The 20,970-nt window shown below is 60.1% G+C and carries 13 protein-coding genes and 1 other RNA gene; 6 read left to right on the top strand and 8 right to left on the bottom strand.

What is annotated here, in order from left to right; all coding sequences use genetic code 11:
* Positions 1-39: 39 nt before the first annotated feature.
* Positions 40-1,740, bottom strand: coding sequence for a putative bifunctional diguanylate cyclase/phosphodiesterase (locus ACA051_RS10565; RefSeq protein ID WP_497309533.1), 1,701 nt, complete (start codon positions 1,738-1,740; stop codon positions 40-42).
* A gap of 303 nt (positions 1,741-2,043) precedes the next feature.
* Between ACA051_RS10565 and ACA051_RS10560 the strand changes: the two genes are divergently transcribed.
* Positions 2,044-2,358: a helix-turn-helix domain-containing protein gene (locus tag ACA051_RS10560; protein ID WP_094471480.1), complete on the top strand. Its 315-nt coding sequence runs from the start codon at positions 2,044-2,046 to the stop codon at positions 2,356-2,358.
* A 184-nt stretch (positions 2,359-2,542) separates the two neighbouring features.
* On the opposite strand, the gene ffs is transcribed toward ACA051_RS10560, so the two are convergent.
* From ffs to ACA051_RS10530, 6 genes are all read right to left on the bottom strand, one after another.
* Positions 2,543-2,639: signal recognition particle sRNA small type (gene ffs, locus ACA051_RS10555), an RNA gene on the bottom strand.
* Positions 2,640-2,831: 192 nt separating this feature from the next.
* A complete protein-coding gene (locus ACA051_RS10550) occupies positions 2,832-3,998 on the bottom strand; it encodes a zinc-binding metallopeptidase family protein (RefSeq protein WP_497309531.1) in 1,167 nt (388 codons plus the stop codon).
* Positions 3,999-4,172: 174 nt separating this feature from the next.
* Entirely contained in the window at positions 4,173-6,530 is a 2,358-nt protein-coding gene (gene ligA, locus ACA051_RS10545) for an NAD-dependent DNA ligase LigA (RefSeq protein ID WP_497309529.1), read from the bottom strand.
* Between the two features lie 128 nt (positions 6,531-6,658).
* Positions 6,659-7,513 carry a cell division protein ZipA gene (gene zipA / locus ACA051_RS10540; RefSeq protein WP_017337515.1) on the bottom strand — a complete coding sequence of 285 codons (855 nt, stop codon included), beginning with the start codon at positions 7,511-7,513 and terminating at the stop codon, positions 6,659-6,661.
* Between the two features lie 258 nt (positions 7,514-7,771).
* Positions 7,772-11,260, bottom strand: a complete 3,489-nt coding sequence (smc, locus tag ACA051_RS10535; RefSeq protein WP_497309526.1) for a chromosome segregation protein SMC — start codon at positions 11,258-11,260, stop codon at positions 7,772-7,774.
* Positions 11,261-11,262: 2 nt separating this feature from the next.
* Positions 11,263-11,922, bottom strand: coding sequence for a GntR family transcriptional regulator (locus ACA051_RS10530; protein ID WP_109628876.1), 660 nt, complete (start codon positions 11,920-11,922; stop codon positions 11,263-11,265).
* A 266-nt stretch (positions 11,923-12,188) separates the two neighbouring features.
* On the opposite strand from ACA051_RS10530, the gene xdhA reads away from it, so the two are divergent.
* From xdhA to guaD, 4 genes are all read left to right on the top strand, one after another.
* On the top strand, positions 12,189-13,643 hold the full coding sequence (gene xdhA, locus ACA051_RS10525; protein WP_497309524.1) for a xanthine dehydrogenase small subunit: 1,455 nt from the start codon (positions 12,189-12,191) through the stop codon (positions 13,641-13,643).
* The gene (gene xdhB / locus ACA051_RS10520) at positions 13,636-16,035 is read left to right on the top strand and encodes a xanthine dehydrogenase molybdopterin binding subunit (RefSeq protein WP_497374678.1); all 2,400 of its coding nucleotides are present in this window, start codon (positions 13,636-13,638) and stop codon (positions 16,033-16,035) included. Before xdhA ends, xdhB begins: the two co-directional genes overlap by 8 nt.
* Before the next feature lie 143 nt (positions 16,036-16,178).
* Positions 16,179-17,024, top strand: a complete 846-nt coding sequence (gene xdhC / locus ACA051_RS10515) for a xanthine dehydrogenase accessory protein XdhC (protein ID WP_497374676.1) — start codon at positions 16,179-16,181, stop codon at positions 17,022-17,024.
* Between the two features lie 23 nt (positions 17,025-17,047).
* A complete protein-coding gene (gene guaD, locus ACA051_RS10510) occupies positions 17,048-18,352 on the top strand; it encodes a guanine deaminase (RefSeq protein WP_497309518.1) in 1,305 nt (434 codons plus the stop codon).
* Positions 18,353-18,506: 154 nt separating this feature from the next.
* Here the strand turns inward: guaD and ACA051_RS10505 are convergent, their stop codons facing one another.
* Positions 18,507-19,271 carry a GntR family transcriptional regulator gene (locus ACA051_RS10505; RefSeq protein WP_064378756.1) on the bottom strand — a complete coding sequence of 255 codons (765 nt, stop codon included), beginning with the start codon at positions 19,269-19,271 and terminating at the stop codon, positions 18,507-18,509.
* A gap of 349 nt (positions 19,272-19,620) precedes the next feature.
* On the opposite strand from ACA051_RS10505, the gene ACA051_RS10500 reads away from it, so the two are divergent.
* Complete coding sequence (locus tag ACA051_RS10500; RefSeq protein ID WP_497374674.1) at positions 19,621-20,811, top strand: benzoate/H(+) symporter BenE family transporter; 1,191 nt, start codon at positions 19,621-19,623, stop codon at positions 20,809-20,811.
* Positions 20,812-20,970: the final 159 nt, after the last annotated feature.

Raw genomic sequence — 20,970 nt, 5'->3', positions numbered from 1 at the left:
GCTCACTCCCACAGGGGAACCGGTGTGGATTTCCGGACTTCAGCCAACCTGATCCAGCGCTTGCCATTGCGGCGGCGCGACAAACCCCGCGACCCAACCCGGCACGTCGGCGGGTGGCATTGGCCGGGCAATGAAATAGCCTTGAGCCACTTCACACCCCAATCGCAACAGCAACTCACCGTGCTCGATACTCTGCACCCCTTCAGCAATCACCTGCCGGCCAAACGCCCGGGCCAGGCCGATCACCGCCGTGGTCAGCGCCAGGTCGTCGTGATCATCCAGAATGTCGCGCGCAAATGATTTATCGATCTTGATGGTCTGGGTGCGCAAATGCTTGAGGTCGCTCAGCGATGAATGACCGGTGCCGAAGTCACCCAGTGAAAACTGCACCCCCAGCGCCTGACAGGCCCGCAAACAGGCGCTGACGTGCTGGATATTTTCGATCGCCACCGACTCGACGATTTCCAGGTCGAGCATCTGTGGCGCAACGTCGGCATGCCGGTCGAGCACCTGCCTGAGCCGGTCGACGAAATCCGCGCGTTGAAAATGCCGGGCCGCGACATTAATGCTGATCGGCCAGCCCTTCCCTGCCTGCTGCCAGCGGCGCAATTGCGTCAGCACCTGATCCATCACCCATTCACCGATGTCGACGATCAGGTCCGTCTCTTCCACAAACGGCAGAAACTCCCGGGCCAGCACCATGCCGTTTTGCGGATGTTCCCAGCGCAACAGCGCCTCGAAACCGACCACCACACCAAGGCGCATGTTGACCTTGGGCTGGAAATGCAAACACAGCTCATCGGCGGCCAGCGCCTGGCGCACGCGCTCGACCGTCTGGTGAGTGGCCTTGACCTCCTGATCCCTGGACACGTCGAACAGATGGAATCGGTTGCGCCCGCGCTGCTTGGCCACGTACATGGCCTGATCGGCGTGACGCAGCAGGGTTTCAGCATCTTCATGGTCGAGGGGAAACAGCGTGACGCCGATGCTGGCGAACACATTGATGCCCTTGCCGTGCAACGTATACGGCGCCGAAATCGCCCCCAGCACCCGGTTCAGCGCCGCACGCAATTCCGGCAGATCCCGCACGTAACGCAACACCAGCACGAACTCGTCGCCGGCCAACCGCGCCACGACATCTTCGCCACGCACGATGTGGCGCAAGCGCTTGGCCACTTCCACCAGCAATTGATCGCCACTGGCGTGGCCGTATCCATCGTTGACCGCCTTGAACCCGTCAAGGTCGAGCATGCAGACGGCGAGCGGGATGTTTTCCTGCCGGGAGAACTCCAGCGCCTGGTCCAGCAGATCCGAGAGGAACGCACGATTGGGCAGCCCGGTCAGCACGTCGTGCCCGACCCGCCATTGCAAGGAATGCAACAACTGGCGTTTTTCGCTGATGTCGAAACGAATCGACAGGTATCGATCGACCCGCCCGGTGGCGTCATTGAGCACCGGCACCATGGTGCTTTCGACCCAGTACAGACTGCCGTCCTTGGCGCGATTGCAGATATCGCCTTTCCAGACGTTGCCCAGCGCGATGGTGCGCCACATGCCGGCGAAGAAGTCAGCGGTGTGCACGCCGGAGTTGAGGAGACGGTGGTTTTGCCCCAGCAACTCGTCGCGGCTATAACCGGACACGGCGCAGAACTGATCATTGACGTGGGTGATCCGGCCGCTCAGGTCAGTCTCGGAAAAAATGGCGGCGGCATCCACGGCCCTGCGGTATTTCTCATCCATGAATCAGGCTCGCTGTCGCTAGCGGTGGGACTGCGCAAACACGTTTTCACTCCATGACCCGCATTTGATGACCGCGCAGAACCGAAGATCGGCTAGTCTCAAAAACCTCGTGCAAGGCTGGCAAAGGAGCGCAATGCTGGCGGTTTCGCATCGCCCATTTTCGGGAAACAGGTCACCAATCACCCCTTATTGGCGGCGATTCTACGAAACGCATCACATTTTGCAAAGCAAGGTGATGGATCATGCAGTTGCCTAATGCAAAAATCTATCGTTAAGTTCTTGATTCTAAATGGGAATTGAGCGATGCAAATTTCAAGTTTGGGTCCAGCCATCCGACGCTACCGCAAGGTCGCGGGGCTTACTCAGGCTGAACTCGGCGAAAAAACCGGTTTTGACCCCAAAACCATCAGCCGCTTTGAAACCGGAACCTATACCCCCAGCGTCGAAGCCTTGTTCCTGCTTGCCGACGTGCTGGACGTAAAGCTGAAAGCCTTTTTCGCAGATCTCGGCGATGAAGATGAACAGCGGGCGTATCTGTTCGGTGTCATCCACAAAGCCACCCCGAAGGATCTGGGAAAGCTGATCGCAGCGGTTGACCAGGCCTTGTCCAAGCCTTAGTGGCGGAAATGAAAAAAGGAAGCCGACGTGTCTGATACGACACATCGGCCTCCTTTTTTACGCTCACTCTGCAAATCGGAAACGAAAAAATACCGCCTGGAGCCAGCGCCATGGCAGCACACACAAAATAAGTATTTTCAGACAGAAAACGCGAGAGAGAACTCGCGGTGCGTTATGGAGGCAACCCCACCAGCCACACCCCGGCACACAATGTTCCCGCTGTGGCTGCTCCCTTCCGGGTCTGACCAGGTTCACGGGTAATCGTTGCGGGGGGACCGATGGGGTCACCATAACGACGCTCACCTGACGGCGAGCCGCGCCATTGTACCTATCTGAGACGAAGTTACAACCGTTCGAGGGGATTAAAAAATATGTGCTGGTTCAAGGACATGCAAAATCTGCAGAACACCGCAGTCACGTAGCAGCTGTCGAGCCTGCGAGGCTCGACAGCTGCTACGGATGAACGGAGTCGGCTAGAGGTCTTGCAGCACTTCATCCGCCCTGCCGCCCTCTTGCTGGATCACCAGGTGGATAAAATGCAGTTTGGCGATGACCGCTGGTGGCAGCACGAACGGATAGAAATCCGGCTGCCCCATGCTGCGCGACAGCTCGTTGAGCATGCCGGCCAGTTCGATCCACGCGTTGACGAACGACAGGAACGCCGCACCGCCGGGATGCTGCGGATCGTAGAGCGTGTCGAGCGGGAATGGCTGGTAGTCGAAATCCATCTCGCGAGCGCTCATGCCAAACCCAAGCGCCGTGTCCACCGCGTCCATCATGTGCAGGTAATGCGCCCAGGTTTCCGCCCAGTCTTCCCACGGATGCATGGTGGCGTAGGCGCTGACACACTGTTGCTGCCAGTCGAGCGGTGCGCCTTGCTGGTAATGGCGCTCGAGGGCGTCGGCGTAGCTGACACGCTCGTCACCGAACAGCCCGCGAAATGGTTCCAGCCAGTGACTGTTGGCGATCAGTCGATCCCAGTAGTAATGACCGACCTCATGCCGAAAATGCCCGAGCAGCGTGCGATAAGGCTCGTGCATTTGCACCCGGACCTTTTCGCGGTGGGCGTCGTCGGCTTCCTTGATATCGAGGGTGATCAGGCCGTTGGCATGCCCCGTGGTCGGCGGCTTGCCTTCAAGGTCGACACCAATGAAATCGAAGGCCAGGCCGGTCTGTTCGTCGACGCTTTTGGGAATCACCTGCAACCCCAGGCTGATCAACTGCGCGACCAAGCGACGCTTGGCGGTTTCGACCTGGCGCCAGCGTTCGTGGTTTTCGGCAATCGACAGGTCAGGGATGGTGCGATTCAGGCTACAGGCGATGCACAGCGCATCGTGGTCATTGGCCGGCAGCAGCCAATTACACGCGGCCGGGGAATCGAGGTTGGCGCAGCGCCGGAACAGACCGGCTTCGGGGTCGACGTCGAGGGACCAGGTGTCGACCTGAACACCCGGTTGCAGCGAGGACAAGCGGCTCTGCTCCGGCTGATACCCCAACGCTGCCGAACAGGCCAGGCACTGGCTGTTGCGAAAGAACAGCGACTGCCCGCAGCGGCACTGCCAGACCTTGCTGTTGCGCGAACTTTCACCGATGAAGGGCGCAGCAATGCGTGAGCTGAGCTGTTCGAAGAAGCGGTACATGACGATCTCTCCCTGGGGCCTGCCAAGACTAGATCATTGCTGCGCGAAGATCGTTCCGTTTCCTGTGGCGAGGGAGCTTGCTCCCGCTGGACTGCGAAGCGGTCCCCCTAACCTAAGTCTTGGCGACTGCTGCACAGTCGAACGGGAGCAAGCCCCCTCGCCACAGGTCCAGCGTCAGACAGAGATGCCGTGTTTTTTCAGAAAATCGACAAACGCCTCTTCATCGAGCACCTTCAGTCCCAACTCATTAGCCTTGGTCAACTTCGAACCGGCACCCGGCCCAGCCACCACGCAATGGGTCTTGGCCGACACCGACCCCGCCACCTTGGCGCCGAGGCTTTCGAGTTTGTCCTTGGCGATGTCGCGACTCATCAATTCCAGCGAACCGGTCAGCACCCAGGTCTGGCCCGCCAGCGGCAGGCCTTCGACGACTTTTTTCTCGCTCTGCCAGTGCATGCCGAAATCGCGCAGCTGCTGTTCAGCCGCCTCAGCAACCTGGCGATTTTCTGCAACCGCAAAAAACTCTCGAACTGAATTGGCCTGCTTCTCCGGCAGTGCCTGGCGCATGTCCAGCCAGTCAGCACCGAACACCCCTTCCAGCGAACCAAACTTGTCCGCCAGCTTCTGCGCCCCGCCCGGCCCGACCGAAGGAATGTGCAGCTTGTCGAGGAAACCACCCAACGTCGTGCTGGCAGCAAACTCAGCACCCAACTCGCCCTGATCCTGAATCTGCAGACCGTGCTTGAGCAGCTGCGAAATGACCTGCTGGTTATGCGCATCTTCGAAGAAGCTGTGAATCTCGTGAGCCACTTCCAGACCAACATCCGGCAAGTACGTGAGCACTTGCGGCAACGCCTGCTGAACCCGCTCCAACGAGCCGAGAGAGCGCGCCAGGACCTTGGCCGTCTCTTCGCCGACATCAGGAATCCCGAGGGCATAGATGAACCGTGCCAGGCTCGGTGTCTTGCTGTCCTTGATCGCGGCGAGCAGTTTGTTGCTCGACAGCTCGGCAAAGCCCTCCAGATCGACAATGTCATCGAACTTCAAGGCATACAGATCGGCTGGAGAACTCACCAAACCTTCATCCACCAATTGTTCAACGCTCTTGTCGCCCAGGCCTTCAATGTCCATCGCACGACGGGAGACGAAGTGAATGATCGCCTGCTTGAGTTGCGCACCGCAGGCCAGACGACCGACGCAGCGGTAAACCGCGCCTTCGCTGACGGTCTCGCGACCCTTGCTGCGCTTGACCAATTGCGTGCGCTCGACATGTGAGCCGCAGACCGGGCACTGCTGCGGAATCTGCACTGGACGCGCGTCGTCCGGGCGACGCTCCATGACCACTTGCACCACTTGCGGAATCACATCGCCCGCGCGGCGAATGATCACGGTATCGCCGATCATCAGGCCCAGGCGCGCCACTTCGTCCATGTTGTGCAACGTCGCATTGGCCACGGTGACCCCGGCGACCTTTACCGGTTTCAAGCGTGCCACAGGCGTCACGGCGCCGGTGCGGCCGACCTGGAATTCCACGTCGAGCAGTTCGGTGAGTTCCTCCATGGCCGGGAATTTGTGGGCAATCGCCCAGCGTGGCTCGCGAGCGCGGAAACCCAGTTCACGCTGGGAGGCGATGCTGTTGACCTTGAACACCACGCCATCGATTTCATAGGCCAGCCCGTTGCGGCGCTCACCGATGTCGCGGTAGTAATCCAGGCATTCATCAATGCCGTGCGCCAGTTTCAGCTCGCGACTGATCGGCATGCCCCACGCCTGGAGCTGTTTGAGATTGCCAATGTGCGTGTCGGCAATGTCCGCCGAAATCTGGCCGATACCATAGCAGCAGAACTCCAGCGGACGGTTGGCGGTGATTTTCGAATCCAGCTGGCGCAAGCTGCCGGCCGCCGCGTTGCGTGGGTTGGCGAAGGTTTTGCCGCCGACCTCCAGCTGCGTGGCGTTCAGGCGCTCGAAACCGGCCTTGGACATGAACACTTCGCCGCGCACTTCCAGAGTCGCCGGCCAGCCTGTTCCCTGCAGTTTCAGCGGGATGTTGCGCACAGTGCGCACGTTGACGCTGATGTCTTCGCCGGTGGCGCCGTCGCCGCGTGTCGCGCCGCGCACCAATACACCGTCCTGATAAAGCAGGCTGACCGCCAGACCATCGAGCTTCGGTTCGCAGCTGTATTCCACCGCCGCGCCGGCACCAAACAAATCACCGGCCGGCAGGTCCAGGCCTTCCGTCACCCGGCGATCGAACTCGCGCATGTCGTTTTCTTCGAAGGCGTTGCCGAGGCTGAGCATCGGCACTTCGTGGCGCACCTGAGTGAACGCCGACAGCGCAGCGCTACCGACGCGCTGGGTTGGCGAGTCGCTGGTGATCAAGTCGGGATGAGCCGCTTCGAGGGCCTTGAGCTCGTGAAACAACCGATCGTATTCGACGTCCGGGATGCTCGGCTCGTCCAGCACGTGATAACGGTAGTTGTGCTGATCCAGCTCAGCGCGCAGCTCTAGAATGCGGGTTTTGGCGGCGGTCATGGGTGTTCTCTCATAAAGCAAAAGAGCAGCCGAGGCTGCTCAATCTGTAGATTTTTTTTGTAGGAGCCAGGCTTGCCAGCGAAGGCGTACTTGAGATCGCCTTCGCCGGCAAGCCTGGCTCCTACAGATCAACGCTTCTGGGTCAGGGCGCGGCGTTCGAACTCGACGATGCGCTGACGGTAATGCTCAATCGTCTGGGCCGTCAGCACGCTGCGCTGGTCGTCTTTCAGTTCGCCGTTCAGCTCCTGGGACAGTTTGCGCGCCGCGGCCACCATCACGTCGAAGGCTTGCTTCGGATGACGCGGGCCTGGCAGGCCGAGGAAGAAACTCACCGCCGGGGTGCTGAAGTGGTCGATGTCGTCCAGATCGAAGATGCCCGGCTTGACCGCATTGGCCATGGAGAACAGGACTTCACCGTTGCCGGCCATGCTTTCGTGACGGTGGAAAATATCCATCTCACCGAAACGCAGACCGCTTTCCAGAATGTTCTGCAACAGTGCCGGGCCTTTGAACCCGGCAGCGTCACGGCAGATCACGCTGATCACCAGCACTTCTTCAGCTTGCGGTTGTTCCTTGTCGCTGACCGACGGCGAAGCCTTGGTGTCATCCGGGAAATCGTCGTCACGGCTGCTGAAGCTCGGGCCGCCATCCAGATCCAGGCTGAGGTTCATGTCGCCTTGGGAAGGTTCGCCATGACCACGTTTGCCGCGCTTGGAACCCGACTCACGCGGCTCACGAGCAGGCATGCTCACCGACGGCAGATCGTGCTCGTCCAGTTGCGGTTCTTTATGCGTGTCCAGCACGCGGGGCGGGCCCAACAGCTCGGCGCTGGTGTCCTCGTCCGGCAGGTTGGACAAACTTCGGTCAAGACGGAATTTCAGTTTTCCCTTGCCGCCGCGCATGCGACGCCAGCCATCGAAAAGAATACCGGCAATGACAATAATGCCGATGACGATCAGCCACTCGCGCAGACCGATTTCCATGTAATCCCGTGCCTCTATAAAAAATGCTGAAAAATAAGGGGTTTACAACTCGCAAACCGCTTTAAAACGTGGCGCCAACTCTATGTTCTGACAGGCGTTTTGCCCACGTATACGAAAAATTGACATTAAACTAGCACGACCAAAGGTAACTTTACACCGTCTGTCACAATGGCTTGCGCGAATATGTCGATTGGCCAGCAAGTCGAGGCAAGTAAAAAAATCCTACAGATCAAAAATACTTGCCCTACACGCACCGACTCAGGCCTCCACCATCGCCATCGCCTCCTCGACATCCACTGCCACCAGACGCGAACAACCCGGTTCGTGCATCGTCACTCCCATCAGTTGCTCGGCCATTTCCATGGCGATCTTATTGTGGGTGATATAGATGAACTGCACCGTCTGCGACATCTCTTTGACCAGCCGTGCGTAGCGTCCAACGTTAGCGTCATCCAAGGGTGCATCAACTTCATCAAGCATGCAGAACGGCGCCGGATTCAACTTGAAGATGGCAAACACCAGGGCCAATGCGGTCAGGGCTTTTTCGCCACCGGAGAGCAAATGGATGGTGCTGTTCTTCTTTCCTGGCGGCTGCGCCATGATCGTTACCCCTGTATCGAGTAGATCTTCGCCCGTCAGTTCCAAATACGCGCGTCCTCCACCGAAAACTTTTGGGAAAAGCGCCTGTAAACCGCCATTGATCTGATCAAAGGTATCCTTGAAGCGGTTTCGGGTTTCCTTGTCGATCTTGCGAATCACGTTCTCAAGGGTGTCCAGCGCTTCCACCAGATCATCGTTCTGCGCATCCAGATAACGTTTACGCTCGGATTGTTGCTGGTATTCGTCGATGGCCGCCAGGTTGATTGCACCGAGGCGCTGAATCCGCGCCGCGATCCGTTCGAGTTCTTCTTCGGCATCCTTCTCGCTGGCCTCGGCGGTCAGCGTGGCGAGCACGCCGTGCAAGTCGTAGCCGTCTTCCAGCAACTGATCTTCCAGCGTCTTGCGGCGCACGGTCAGGGCTTGCCATTCCATGCGCTGGGTTTCCATCTGGCCACGAATCAACTGCGATTGCTGCTCGGCCTGGTTGCGACGTTTTTCTGCATCACGCAATTCACGGTCAGCATCTTCCAAGGCGATCTGCGCCGTCTTCAGTTCTTCGTCGACCGTCATGCGCTTGTCGAGCAACTCTTCAAGTTTCAGGCGTAGCTCTTCCAGCGGCGCTTCGCCCTCCTCCAGGTTGAGACTCAGCTGTTCGCGTTTCTCAGTCAGGCGCTCGGACTGCATCTCTAGCCGTTCCAGCGCCTGACGCGTCGAGTCGTGTTGCGCCTTGAGCGAACCCAGACGCACCGCCAGTTGATGGGCGTGATCCTTGTGTTGCCGGGCTTCCTGACGCACCCGATCAAGTCGCTCGCGCAGGCTGTCGCGCTGGGCCAGCAGTAACTCTCGTTGCTCGGTGTCCAGCGCCATGGCATCGAGGGCTTCCTGCAATTGCAGGCGCGCTTCGCCGATGTTTTCGTGCTCCAGCGCACGCTGTTCGGCCAACTCGGTGAGTTCTTCATCGAGGCGGGTTCGGCGCAATGTCAGCTGTTCGACCTTGGCTTTGCCGGCGGACAACTGGGCTTTCAATTCGCCTTGCTGACGCGCTTCGTCTTGCAGCAAACGACGCAAATGTTCGCGACCGTTTTCCTGCTGACGCTGCTGCGCCCTGAGCGTCTGAAGTTGGGTTTCCAGGGATTCGACCGTGGCTTCGCGCTCTTCACGCTCGATGCTCAGCCGCTGGATTTCCTGCCCCCGGGCGAGCACGCCGCTTTCCGCTTCACTGGCCCGACGAACACGTAGAAAGTGTCGACCGACCCAATAACCGTCGCGACTGATCAGACTCTGGCCCGCAGTCAATTGACTGCGCAAGGCCAACGCCTGCTCGAGACTTTCGACCGGTTTGACCTGCCCCAACCAGGGTGACAGATCGATCTGCGCCTCAACCTTGTCGAGCAGGCTGCCTGGTACGCGCACGCCATCGCTCGCCGGGCTGAGTAAACGTAAATCGCCTTGGGCAAAACCGGCCAGATCGAAATCGCCGAAGTCATCCACCAGCACCGCTTGCAGGTCGGCACCGAGCACGGTTTCCACCGCCAGCTCCCAACCCGCTTCAACTTTCAAACCTTCGGCCAGACGCGGACGGTCCGCCAGATGCTGTTCGCGCAGCCATTCAGCGGTGCCGGTGCCCGGATCGAGCGCGGCTTGCTGCAAGGCTTCGAGGGAAGCGAGACGACCGTTCAGGCGCTGCAAATCGCCCTGGGCCTGCTGCTGATTTTGCAGCGCTAATTGCAATTCCTGACGCAGTTGCTCAAGGCGTTCGACCTGGGCTTCTTCGCTGGCCTGCAAATCTTCGAGGGTCGCTTCGCTCGCGGCCAGTTGCTCGCTGAGCTCCATGATCGCCGCGTCTTCCGGGTCCGCCGAGAGCAACGCGCGCTCTTCGCCAAGACGCTTCTGGCGATCGGCCAGACGCTCCATGCTGGTTTCGAGTTGCTGAATGCGTGACTGCTGGACCTCGGACTGGCGGCGCGGCTCGGCGGCCGTGAGGTTGAAGGTGTCCCACTGCTCCTGCCAGCCGTGCATGGTGGTTTCGGATTCTTCCAGCGCCGCGGCGGCCTCTTCGGCGGCGGCGCTGGTGACTTCCTGCTCCGGCGTGAGCATGTCCAGCTCTTCGCCGAGGGTCAGCAGCAAGGTGCGGTCGTGACCCAGGTGCGATTCGGTTTCCAGGCGCGCCCGCTCGGCTTCTTTCAGATCGTCCTGCAACTGCCGCAAGCGCTGCTGACCGTGCTGGATGCTCTGCTCGACCCGGGCAATGTCGCCGCCGACTGAATAGAAGCGCCCCTGCACCAGATTGAAGCGTTCTGACAGGTCATGGTGCCCGTCACGGAAGCGTTCGATGCTGGCGTCGGCGTTGCGCTGCTCGGCAACCAGGGATTCGAAGGTGACTTCCTGATTGCCAATGACTGCTTCGCGCTGCCCGACCTGTTCGTTCAACGCCTGCCAGCGCAGCGCCGACAGTTGGGCCTTGAGCTGACGCTCCTCGCCTTTGTATTCCTGATACTTCTTGGCGGCCTCGGCCTGGCGATGCAGGCGCTCAAGCTGACGCTCAAGCTCTTCACGCAAATCGGTCAGGCGGGCCAGGTTTTCATGGGTGCGACGGATGCGGTTTTCGGTCTCGCGCCGACGCTCCTTGTACTTGGAGATACCCGCCGCTTCTTCGATGAAGTTGCGCAGGTCTTCGGGCTTGGACTCGATCAGCTTGGAGATCATCCCCTGCTCGATGATCGAATAGCTGCGCGGGCCCAGGCCGGTGCCCAGAAAGATGTCGGTGATATCGCGGCGGCGGCATTTGGTGCCGTTGAGGTAGTAGGTGGTCTGGCTGTCGCGGGTCACTTTGCGGCGAATGGAAATTTCCGCGTAGGCGGCGTATTCGCCAAGCAGCGTGCCGTCGGAGTTATCGAACACCAGTTCGATACTCGCCTGGCTCACCGGTTTACGGCTGGTCGAACCGTTGAAGATGACGTCGGTCATCGACTCGCCGCGCAGGTTCTTCGCCGAACTTTCGCCCATCACCCAGCGAACGGCGTCGATGATGTTCGACTTGCCGCAGCCATTGGGCCCGACCACGGCCGCCATGTTGCTGGGGAAGTTCACCGTGGTCGGGTCGACGAAGGATTTGAACCCTGCCAGCTTTATGCACTTGAGCCGCACGCTTAAGCGTCCGTCAGGGCAGAAACCACCAGATCGCTGCTGCGCTGGGCATACGCCGTCAGCACTTCGCGGATCTGCGGAAAGTCACGGGCCAGCACGGCGGCGAGCAAGCGTTCGAACAACTCCAGGAACTCGCTCATCGACGCCTTGCGCTGGTCCAGGGCGAGGAAATACGCACGGCTCATCGCCGGTTGCAGGTTCTCGACGGTTTCCTGCAAGTACGGGTTGTTGGCGAACGGGTACGCGGCGCGCATCACGTTAAAGCTGTCGTCGACGAAGGTGCGGATGTCCTGACGCTCGTAGCTGGCGGCCAGGCGCTGCTGGATCTGCACGAACGGCGCCATGTCGGCCTGAACCTGCCAGCCTTTGGCGACGGCGTTGCCGAGCAAAATGTACAGCTCGCTCATCAGCGTGCACAGGCTCTGCACTTTATGGGCCGTGAGCTCGGTAACGTGGGCACCGCGTCGCGGCAGGATCGCGATCAGGTGGCGGCGCTCGAGGATCAGCAAGGCTTCGCGGACCGATCCGCGGCTGACATTGAGGGCCAGCGTAACCTTCTGTTCCTGGATGCGCTCCCCGGGCTTCATTTCGCCACGAATGATGCGTTCGGCGAGGTGGTGAGCGATTTGCTCGGCGAGGCTGTCCGGCGCCTTGAACGTCATGGTTGTCCTTCAAACTCTTCGATCTGCACAAGCGGCGCAGTGTAGCGCACATGAAGGGTCATGGCGGAGTGCCCACTCAGCGGTTTTTGGCACGAATCAAGCAAAAAGCAGGCTAACCCGCGAGGGTCAATAATGAAGGAACGAGTCGTTGATCGACAAAATGGCTTTTCCTGACCTTTAAGTCAGAAAATCATTGACCGCAAAGTCAGACCTGATAAATTCGGTCCAAGTCGGTTAACAACAATAATGAGTCTGCGAGGCCTTCCGTGATCCAGTTTTTACTTAACCAGGAACTCCGTAGCGAGCACGCCCTGGACCCAAACCTGACCGTGCTCAATTATCTGCGCGACCATGTGGGCAAACCCGGCACCAAAGAAGGCTGCGCCAGCGGTGACTGCGGCGCCTGCACCGTGGTGGTCGGCGAGCTGCAAACGGATGACGATGGCCGCGAACACATTCGCTATCGCAGCCTCAACTCGTGCCTGACGTTCGTGTCGGCATTGCACGGCAAACAACTGATCAGCGTCGAAGACCTCAAGCACCAAGGCGAATTGCACAGCGTGCAGAAAGCCATGGTCGAGTGCCACGGCTCGCAATGCGGCTTCTGCACCCCGGGCTTCGTCATGTCGCTGTTCGCCCTGCAAAAAAACAGCGATCAACCAGATGCTCATAAAGCCCATGAAGCACTGGCCGGCAATCTCTGCCGTTGCACGGGCTATCGACCGATTCTGGAAGCCGCCGAGCAATCTTGCTGTGGTAAACAACCGGACCAATTCGATGCACGCGAAGCCGACACCATCGCCCGCCTGAAAGCCATCGCCCCCACCGACATCGGCGAACTCAACAGTGGCGACAAGCGCTGCCTGGTGCCGCTGACCGTGGCCGATCTGGCCGACCTCTACGACGCTTATCCACAGGCCCGGCTGCTGGCCGGCGGTACGGATCTGGCATTGGAAGTCACCCAGTTCCACCGCACCCTGCCAGTGATGATTTACGTTGGCAACGTCGCTGAAATGAAGCGCATCGAGCGCTTCGAAGATCGCCTGGAAATCGGCGCCGCGACCGCCCTCTCCGATTGCTACGAAGCCTTGAAGGCCGAATACCCGGATTTCGGCGAATTGCTGCAACGCTTCGCTTCATTGCAGATTCGCAACCAGGGCACCCTCGGCGGCAATATCGGCAACGCCTCGCCAATCGGTGACTCGCCTCCCCTGCTAATTGCCTTGGGCGCGCAGATCGTCCTGTGCAAAGGCGAAACCCGCCGCACCCTGGCCCTTGAAGATTACTTCATCGATTACCGGGTCACCGCGCGTCAGGAAAGCGAGTTCATCGAGAAGATCATCGTGCCGCGTGCCTGCGCCGAACAGCTGTTCCGTGCGTACAAGGTTTCCAAGCGCCTGGACGATGACATTTCCGCCGTTTGCGCCGCGTTCAACCTGCGGATTGAAAACGGCGTGATCGCCGACGCCCGCGTCGCGTTCGGCGGCATGGCCGCGATTCCGAAACGTGCGAATAACTGCGAAACCGTGTTGCTCGGCTCACCGTTCAATCACGCCACCGTCGAACGCGCCTGCGCCGCACTGGCCGAAGATTTCACGCCGCTCTCGGACTTCCGCGCCAGCAAGGAATATCGCCTGCTCAGCGCGCAGAACCTGCTGCGCAAATACTTCATCGAACTGCAAACGCCGCACATCGAGACTCGGGTGACCGCTTATGTCTAACCATCACGCCGTAGAGAAGACCCAGGCCGAGCTGGCTGAACTGTTCGCCAAGGACCTGACTACCGGTGTCGGCCGCAGCGTCAAGCACGACAGCGCCGCCAAGCATGTGTCGGGTGAAGCGCAGTACATCGACGACCGTCTGGAATTTCCGAACCAGCTGCACGTTTACGCACGCCTGTCGGACCGTGCGCACGCGAAAATCATCAGCATCGACACCAAGCCCTGCTACGCCTTCGAAGGCGTGCGCATCGCCATCACCCACGAAGATGTGCCGGGCCTGAAAGACATCGGGCCCTTGCTGCCGGGCGATCCACTGCTGGCAATTGATGACGTGCAGTTCGTCGGTCAACCCGTACTGGCGGTTGCCGCAAAAGATCTGGAAACCGCACGCAAAGCCGCCATGGCCGCGATCATCGAATACGAAGATCTCGAGCCGGTGCTGGACGTGGTCGAAGCCTTGCGCAAACGCCATTTCGTGCTCGACAGCCACACCCATCAGCGTGGTGATTCGGCCGGCGCCTTGGCCACCGCTGAACATCGCATTCAAGGCACGCTGCACATCGGCGGCCAGGAACACTTCTACCTCGAAACCCAGATTTCTTCGGTGATGCCGACTGAAGACGGCGGGATGATTGTCTACTGCTCGACGCAGAACCCCACTGAAGTGCAGAAACTGGTGGCCGAGGTTCTGGACGTGTCGATGAACAAAATCGTCGTCGACATGCGCCGCATGGGCGGAGGTTTCGGCGGCAAGGAAACCCAGGCCGCGAGCCCGGCGTGCCTGTGCGCAGTCGTCGCCCACCTCACCGGCCAGCCGACCAAGATGCGCCTGCCGCGGGTCGAAGACATGCTGATGACCGGCAAACGTCACCCGTTCTACGTCGAATACGACGTCGGCTTCGACAGCACCGGTCGCCTGCACGGTATTGCCCTGGAACTGGCCGGCAACTGCGGTTGCTCGCCGGACCTGTCGGCGTCAATTGTCGACCGTGCGATGTTCCACGCCGACAACTCTTATTACCTCGGCGATGCGACCATCAACGGTCACCGCTGCAAGACCAACACCGCCTCAAACACCGCTTACCGTGGTTTCGGCGGCCCGCAAGGCATGGTCGCGATCGAGGAAGTGATGGACGCGATTGCCCGGCATCTGCACCTCGATCCGCTGGCGGTGCGCAAGGCCAACTACTACGGGAAGACCGAGCGCAACGTCACCCACTACTACCAGACCGTCGAGCACAACATGCTCGAAGAAATGACCGCAGAGCTGGAAGAAAGCAGCCAGTACGCCGAGCGCCGTGAAGCGATCCGTCGCTACAACGCCAACAGCCCGATCCTGAAAAAAGGCCTCGCCCTGACCCCGGTGAAATTCGGTATTTCCTTCACCGCCAGCTTCCTCAACCAGGCCGGTGCGCTGATCCACGTCTACACCGACGGCAGCATCCACCTGAACCATGGCGGCACCGAAATGGGCCAGGGTTTGAACACCAAAGTCGCGCAAGTCGTGGCGCAAGTGTTCCAGGTAGAAATGGACCGCGTGCAGATCACCGCGACCAACACCGACAAGGTGCCGAACACCTCGCCGACCGCCGCTTCCAGCGGTGCCGACCTCAACGGTAAAGCGGCACAGAACGCGGCGGAAATCATCAAGAAACGCCTCGTGGAATTCGCCGCCCGGCATTACAAGGTCAGCGAAGAAGACGTGGAATTCCACAACGGTCATGTGCGGGTTCGCGATCACATCCTGACCTTCGAAGCGCTGATCCAGCAGGCGTATTTCGCCCAGGTGTCGCTGTCGAGCACCGGCTTCTACAAGACCCCGAAAATCTTCTACGACCGCAGTCAGGCCCGTGGTCGGCCGTTCTATTACTACGCCTTTGGTGCAGCCTGTTGCGAGGTGATCATCGACACCCTGACCGGCGAGTACAAAATGCTCCGTACTGACATCCTCCACGACGTCGGCGACTCGCTGAACCCGGCCATCGACATCGGCCAGGTCGAGGGCGGTTTCATCCAGGGCATGGGCTGGCTGACCATGGAAGAACTGGTGTGGAACAACAAGGGCAAACTGATGACCAACGGCCCGGCCAGCTACAAGATCCCCGCCGTGGCCGACATGCCGCTGGACCTGCGGGTGAAGCTGGTGGAAAACCGCAAGAACCCGGAAGACACGGTGTTCCATTCCAAGGCTGTGGGTGAGCCGCCGTTCATGCTCGGCATCGCGTCGTGGTGTGCGATCAAGGACGCCGTGGCAAGCCTCGGTGACTACAAACATCAACCGAAAATCGACGCGCCGGCGACCCCGGAGCGGGTGTTGTGGGGGTGTGAGCAGATGCGGCAGTTGAAGGCGGCGAAGGTTGCCGAAACCGAAGTTGAGTTGGCTTCGCTTTAAGACCGAGGCGCGGCCTTCGCGGGCAAGCCTCGCTCCTACAGATTGATGGTGTATCGCGATGATGTGCACGACGCGAATCCTGTAGGAGCGAGGCTTGCCCGCGAAGAGGCCCGAACAGACAACACAGATGTCGAGGTGAAAACATGTACAACTGGATCGACGCCCTCGCCGACCTGCAATCCCAGGGTGAACCCTGCGTGTTGGTGACCATTATCGAAGAGCTCGGCTCGACGCCGCGCAATGCCGGTTCGAAAATGGTCATCAGCGCCAACCAGACCTTCGACACCATCGGTGGCGGGCACCTGGAATACAAAGCCATGCAGATCGGCCGCGAGATGCTGGCCAGCGGCAAGCAGGACACCCATCTGGAGCGCTTCAGCCTCGGCGCCAGTCTGGGCCAGTGCTGCGGCGGCGTGACCGTGTTGCTGTTCGAACCGATGGGCCAGGTCCAGGCGCAGATCGCCGTGTTCGGCGCCGGCCATGTCGGCCGGGCGCTGGTGCCGCTGCTCGCCAGCCTGCCCTGCCGGGTGCGCTGGATCGATTCGCGGGAAGCCGAATTCCCCGAGCAGATCCCCCACGGCGTGCGCAAAATCGTCGCCGAAGAACCGGTGGATGAAATCGACAACCTGCCCGCCGGCAGCTACTGCATCGTCATGACCCACAACCACCAGCTCGACCTCGAACTCACCGCCGCGATCCTCAAGCGCGACGACTTCGCCTACTTCGGCCTGATCGGCTCGAAGACCAAACGCGTGAAGTTCGAACACCGCTTGCGTGACCGTGGTTTCGACAGCGCTGTGCTGCAACGCATGCGCTGCCCGATGGGCATCGGCGAAGTCAAAGGCAAGTTGCCTGTGGAAATCGCCATCTCCATCGCCGGCGAAATCATCGCCACCTATAACGCCAGTTTCGGCCAGCAAATTGCCAGCGCCGGATCATCGATCGCCAAACTGCTGCCTGCCTCACGCCGCAGCCAAGCTTCGAACTAAAAAGCCACGAATTGAGAAATTTTATGCCTCTGACTCGCAAAGCCTACCGCGCCGCCATCCTGCACAGCATCGCCGATCCCGCCGAAGTGGGCATCGAAGCCTCGTATGAGTATTTCGAAGACGGCCTGCTGGTGGTCGATAACGGCCAGATCAGCGCCCTCGGCCACGCCAGCGACTTGCTGCCGACCCTGCCTGCCGATATCGAGATCACTCATTACCAGGACGCGCTGATCACCCCCGGTTTCATCGACACCCACATTCACTTGCCGCAAACCGGCATGGTCGGCGCCTACGGCGAGCAGCTTCTGGACTGGCTCAACACTTACACCTTCCCGTGTGAGAGCCAGTTCGCCGACAAGGCACACGCTGACGAAGTCGCGGACATTTTCATCAAGGAACTGCTGCGCAACGGCACCACGACGGCGCTGGTGTTTGGCAGCGTGCACCCGCAATCGGTGAACTCATTCTTCGAAGCCGCCGAGCAGCTGGACCTGCGGATGATCGCCGGCAAGGTGATGATGGACCGTAACGCCCCGGACTATCTGACCGACACCGCCGAATCCAGCTACGTGGAAAGCAAGGCGCTGATCGAGCGCTGGCACGGCAAGGGCCGCTTGCACTACGCGGTCACCCCGCGCTTTGCCCCGACCAGCACCCCGGAACAACTGACCCTCGCCGGCCAGTTGCTCAGCGAATACCCCGACCTGTACATGCAGACCCACATCAGCGAAAACCTGAAGGAAGTCGAGTGGGTCAAGGAGCTGTTCCCCGAGCGCAAGGGCTACCTCGACGTTTACGATCACTACCAATTGCTGGGCGAGCGCTCGGTGTTCGCCCACGGTGTGCACCTGTGCGACGACGAATGCGCGCGGCTGGCGGAGACGGGTTCGGCGATTGCTTTCTGCCCGACCTCGAACTTGTTCCTCGGCAGCGGCCTGTTCAATTTGCCGATGGCCGAGAAGCACAAACTCAATGTAGGTTTGGGCACGGACGTGGGCGGCGGCACCAGTTTTTCGCTGCTGCAAACGTTGAACGAAGCGTACAAGGTCATGCAACTGCAAGGTGCGCGCCTGAGCCCGTTCAAATCGCTGTACCTGGCAACCCTGGGTGGTGCGCGTGCGTTGCGCCTGGAAGACAAGATCGGCACGCTGAAACCGGGCACCGACGCCGACTTCCTGGTGCTGGACTACAACGCCACGCCGCTGCTGAGCTATCGCTTGAAGCAGGCCAATAACATTGCCGAGACGTTGTTTGTGTTGATGACGCTGGGGGATGACCGGACCGTGTTGCAGACGTATGCGGCGGGGAATCAGGTGCATCAGCGCTAGGTTTTTTCGGGCATAAAAAATCCCCCGTACTCTTCAGTCCGGGGGATTTTTATTGCCTTTGAAGCCGCCTTCGCGGGCAAGCCTCGCTCCTACAGGTTTAACGCGAAGCCCTTGTAAGAGCGAGGCTTGCCCGCGAAGGCCGCAACTCGATCTTTCAGAGTTTGGCAGCAGGCCGCCCAGGCTTCTTGGTCTGCAACAAATGCGAGAACACCGCATGCAAATCATCCGATGCGCTTTCTTCGTCAAGGTTGAGTTTGCTGTCGATGTGATCCATGTGATGCATCATCAGGTCCACTGCCAGCTCACCATTACGCGCTTCGATGGCGTCGATCAGCTGGGTGTGCTCGTCGTAGGAACAGTGCGAACGGTTGCCGCTTTCGTACTGGGCAATGATCAACGAAGTCTGGGACACCAAGCTGCGCTGGAAGCTGATCAGCGGCGCATTCTTCGCTGCTTCGGCCAGTTTCAGGTGGAATTCGCCCGACAAACGGATGCCGGCACCGCGATCGCCACGGGAGAAGCTGTCGCGCTCGTCGTTGACCATCTGCCGCAACTCGGCAATCTGCTCGGCGGTCGCGTGCTGAACCGCCAGTTCAGTGATCGCCCGCTCCACCAGACGCCGGGCCAGGAACACCTGACGGGCCTCCTCGACACTCGGGCTGGCGACCACAGCGCCACGGTTCGGACGCAGCAGCACGACGCCTTCATGGGCCAGGCGCGACAGCGCGCGGCGAATGATGGTGCGACTGACCCCGAAAATTTCCCCCAGCGCCTCTTCGCTCAACTTGGTGCCGGGCGCCAGACGCTGTTCGAGGATGGCCTCGAAGATATGCGCGTAGACAATATCGTCCTGGGTACCGCTGCGGCCGGCTTTGCCTGCTCGCGGTTGTTTCTTTAGGGGCTGCAACTGTTCGTTCATGGGCACTCGAGTCGGGAGAACTGCGGCGAATTGACCGTGACTGTAATACGGCACAGTGGGTCGCTGGCAAGTATCGCGTAAAAAACACCGCGATTGTACACAATGGATGGTGGCAACACGACTGTACGGCTGTTTGTCGCTTCTGCTGTATCGCAACGGTTGGTTACTTTTGAGTTTAGGCTTGATCGCAGAATCCGCCGCTTCCACACAATCCTTTGTAGGAGCGAGGCTTGCCCGCGAAGGCGTCGTACCGGTCGACATCAATGTTGAATGATAGGACGCCTTCGCGGGCAAGCCTCGCTCCTACAGGGGATTCGGCATTTTTATCAGAACAAGGAACACCGCTGTCATGAACGACGCCACGCACACACAGCTCCGCCCCTTGGCCGATACGTCACCGTCGGCGATCGTCGCCGGCTTCATCGCGATGATGACCGGTTACACCAGCTCCCTGGTCCTGATGTTTCAGGCAGGACAAGCGGCGGGCCTGACCAGCGGGCAGATTTCGTCGTGGATCTGGGCGATCTCGATTGGCATGGCGGTGTGCTCGATCGGCCTGTCCCTGCGTTATCGCACGCCGATTACCATCGCTTGGTCGACCCCCGGCGCGGCGCTGCTGATCACCAGCCTGGGTGGCGTGAGTTACGGCGAGGCCATCGGTGCCTACATCACTTGCGCAGCGCTGGTGACGATTTGCGGCCTGACCGGCAGCTTCGAACGGCTGGTGAGAAAGATTCCGGCGTCATTGGCCGCCGCCCTGCTGGCGGGGATTCTGTTCAAGATCGGCAGCGAAATCTTCGTCGCCGCGCAGCATCGTACCGGACTGGTGCTGGGGATGTTCTTCACTTATCTGCTGGTCAAGCGCCTGTCGCCGCGTTATGCCGTGCTCGCAGCGTTGCTGATCGGCACGGCGCTGTCCGGGTTCATGGGGCTGCTGGACTTCAGCGGTTTCCATCTGGAAGTGGCGACGCCGGTCTGGACCACGCCGCACTTCTCTTTGGCCGCGACCATCAGCATCGGTATTCCGTTGTTTGTGGTGGCGATGACCTCGCAAAACATGCCCGGCATCGCGGTATTGCGCGCCGACGGCTACACCGTGCCTGCCTCGCCGCTGATCACCACCACCGGCATCGCCTCACTGCTGCTGGCACCGTTCGGCTCCCATGGGATCAACCTGGCGGCCATCAGCGCGGCGATCTGCACCGGGCCGCATGCCCATGAGGATCGCAACAAGCGCTACACGGCGGCGGTCTGGTGCGGGATTTTCTACGGGATTGCCGGGGTGTTCGGCGCAACGCTGGCGGCGTTGTTTGCGGCGCTGCCTAAAGAGTTGGTGCTGTCGATTGCGGCGCTGGCGCTGTTCGGCTCGATCATCAATGGCCTGAGCATTGCCATGACCGAAGTGAAAGAACGTGAGGCGGCGTTGATTACCTTTATGGTCACGGCGTCGGGGCTGACGCTGTTTTCCATTGGTTCTGCGTTCTGGGGGATTATGGCCGGGGTGTTGACGCTGGTGATTCTGAATTGGCGCAAGGCCTGAGGGACCCTTCGCGGGCAAGCCTCGCTCCTACAGGGTTGAGTGTCGATCAAAAAACATCGGCACACCTCAATCCTGTAGGAGCGAGGCTTGCCCGCGAAGGCATCCCCGAGATCGACATCGCAGGCCAAGCCATACACCTACAAAAAGCAGGCATAAAAA

Source organism: Pseudomonas sp. LBUM1669 (assembly GCF_059695705.1).
The sequence above is the reverse complement of the archived record's forward strand: the minus strand, read 5'-3'. Positions and strand labels throughout refer to the sequence as shown.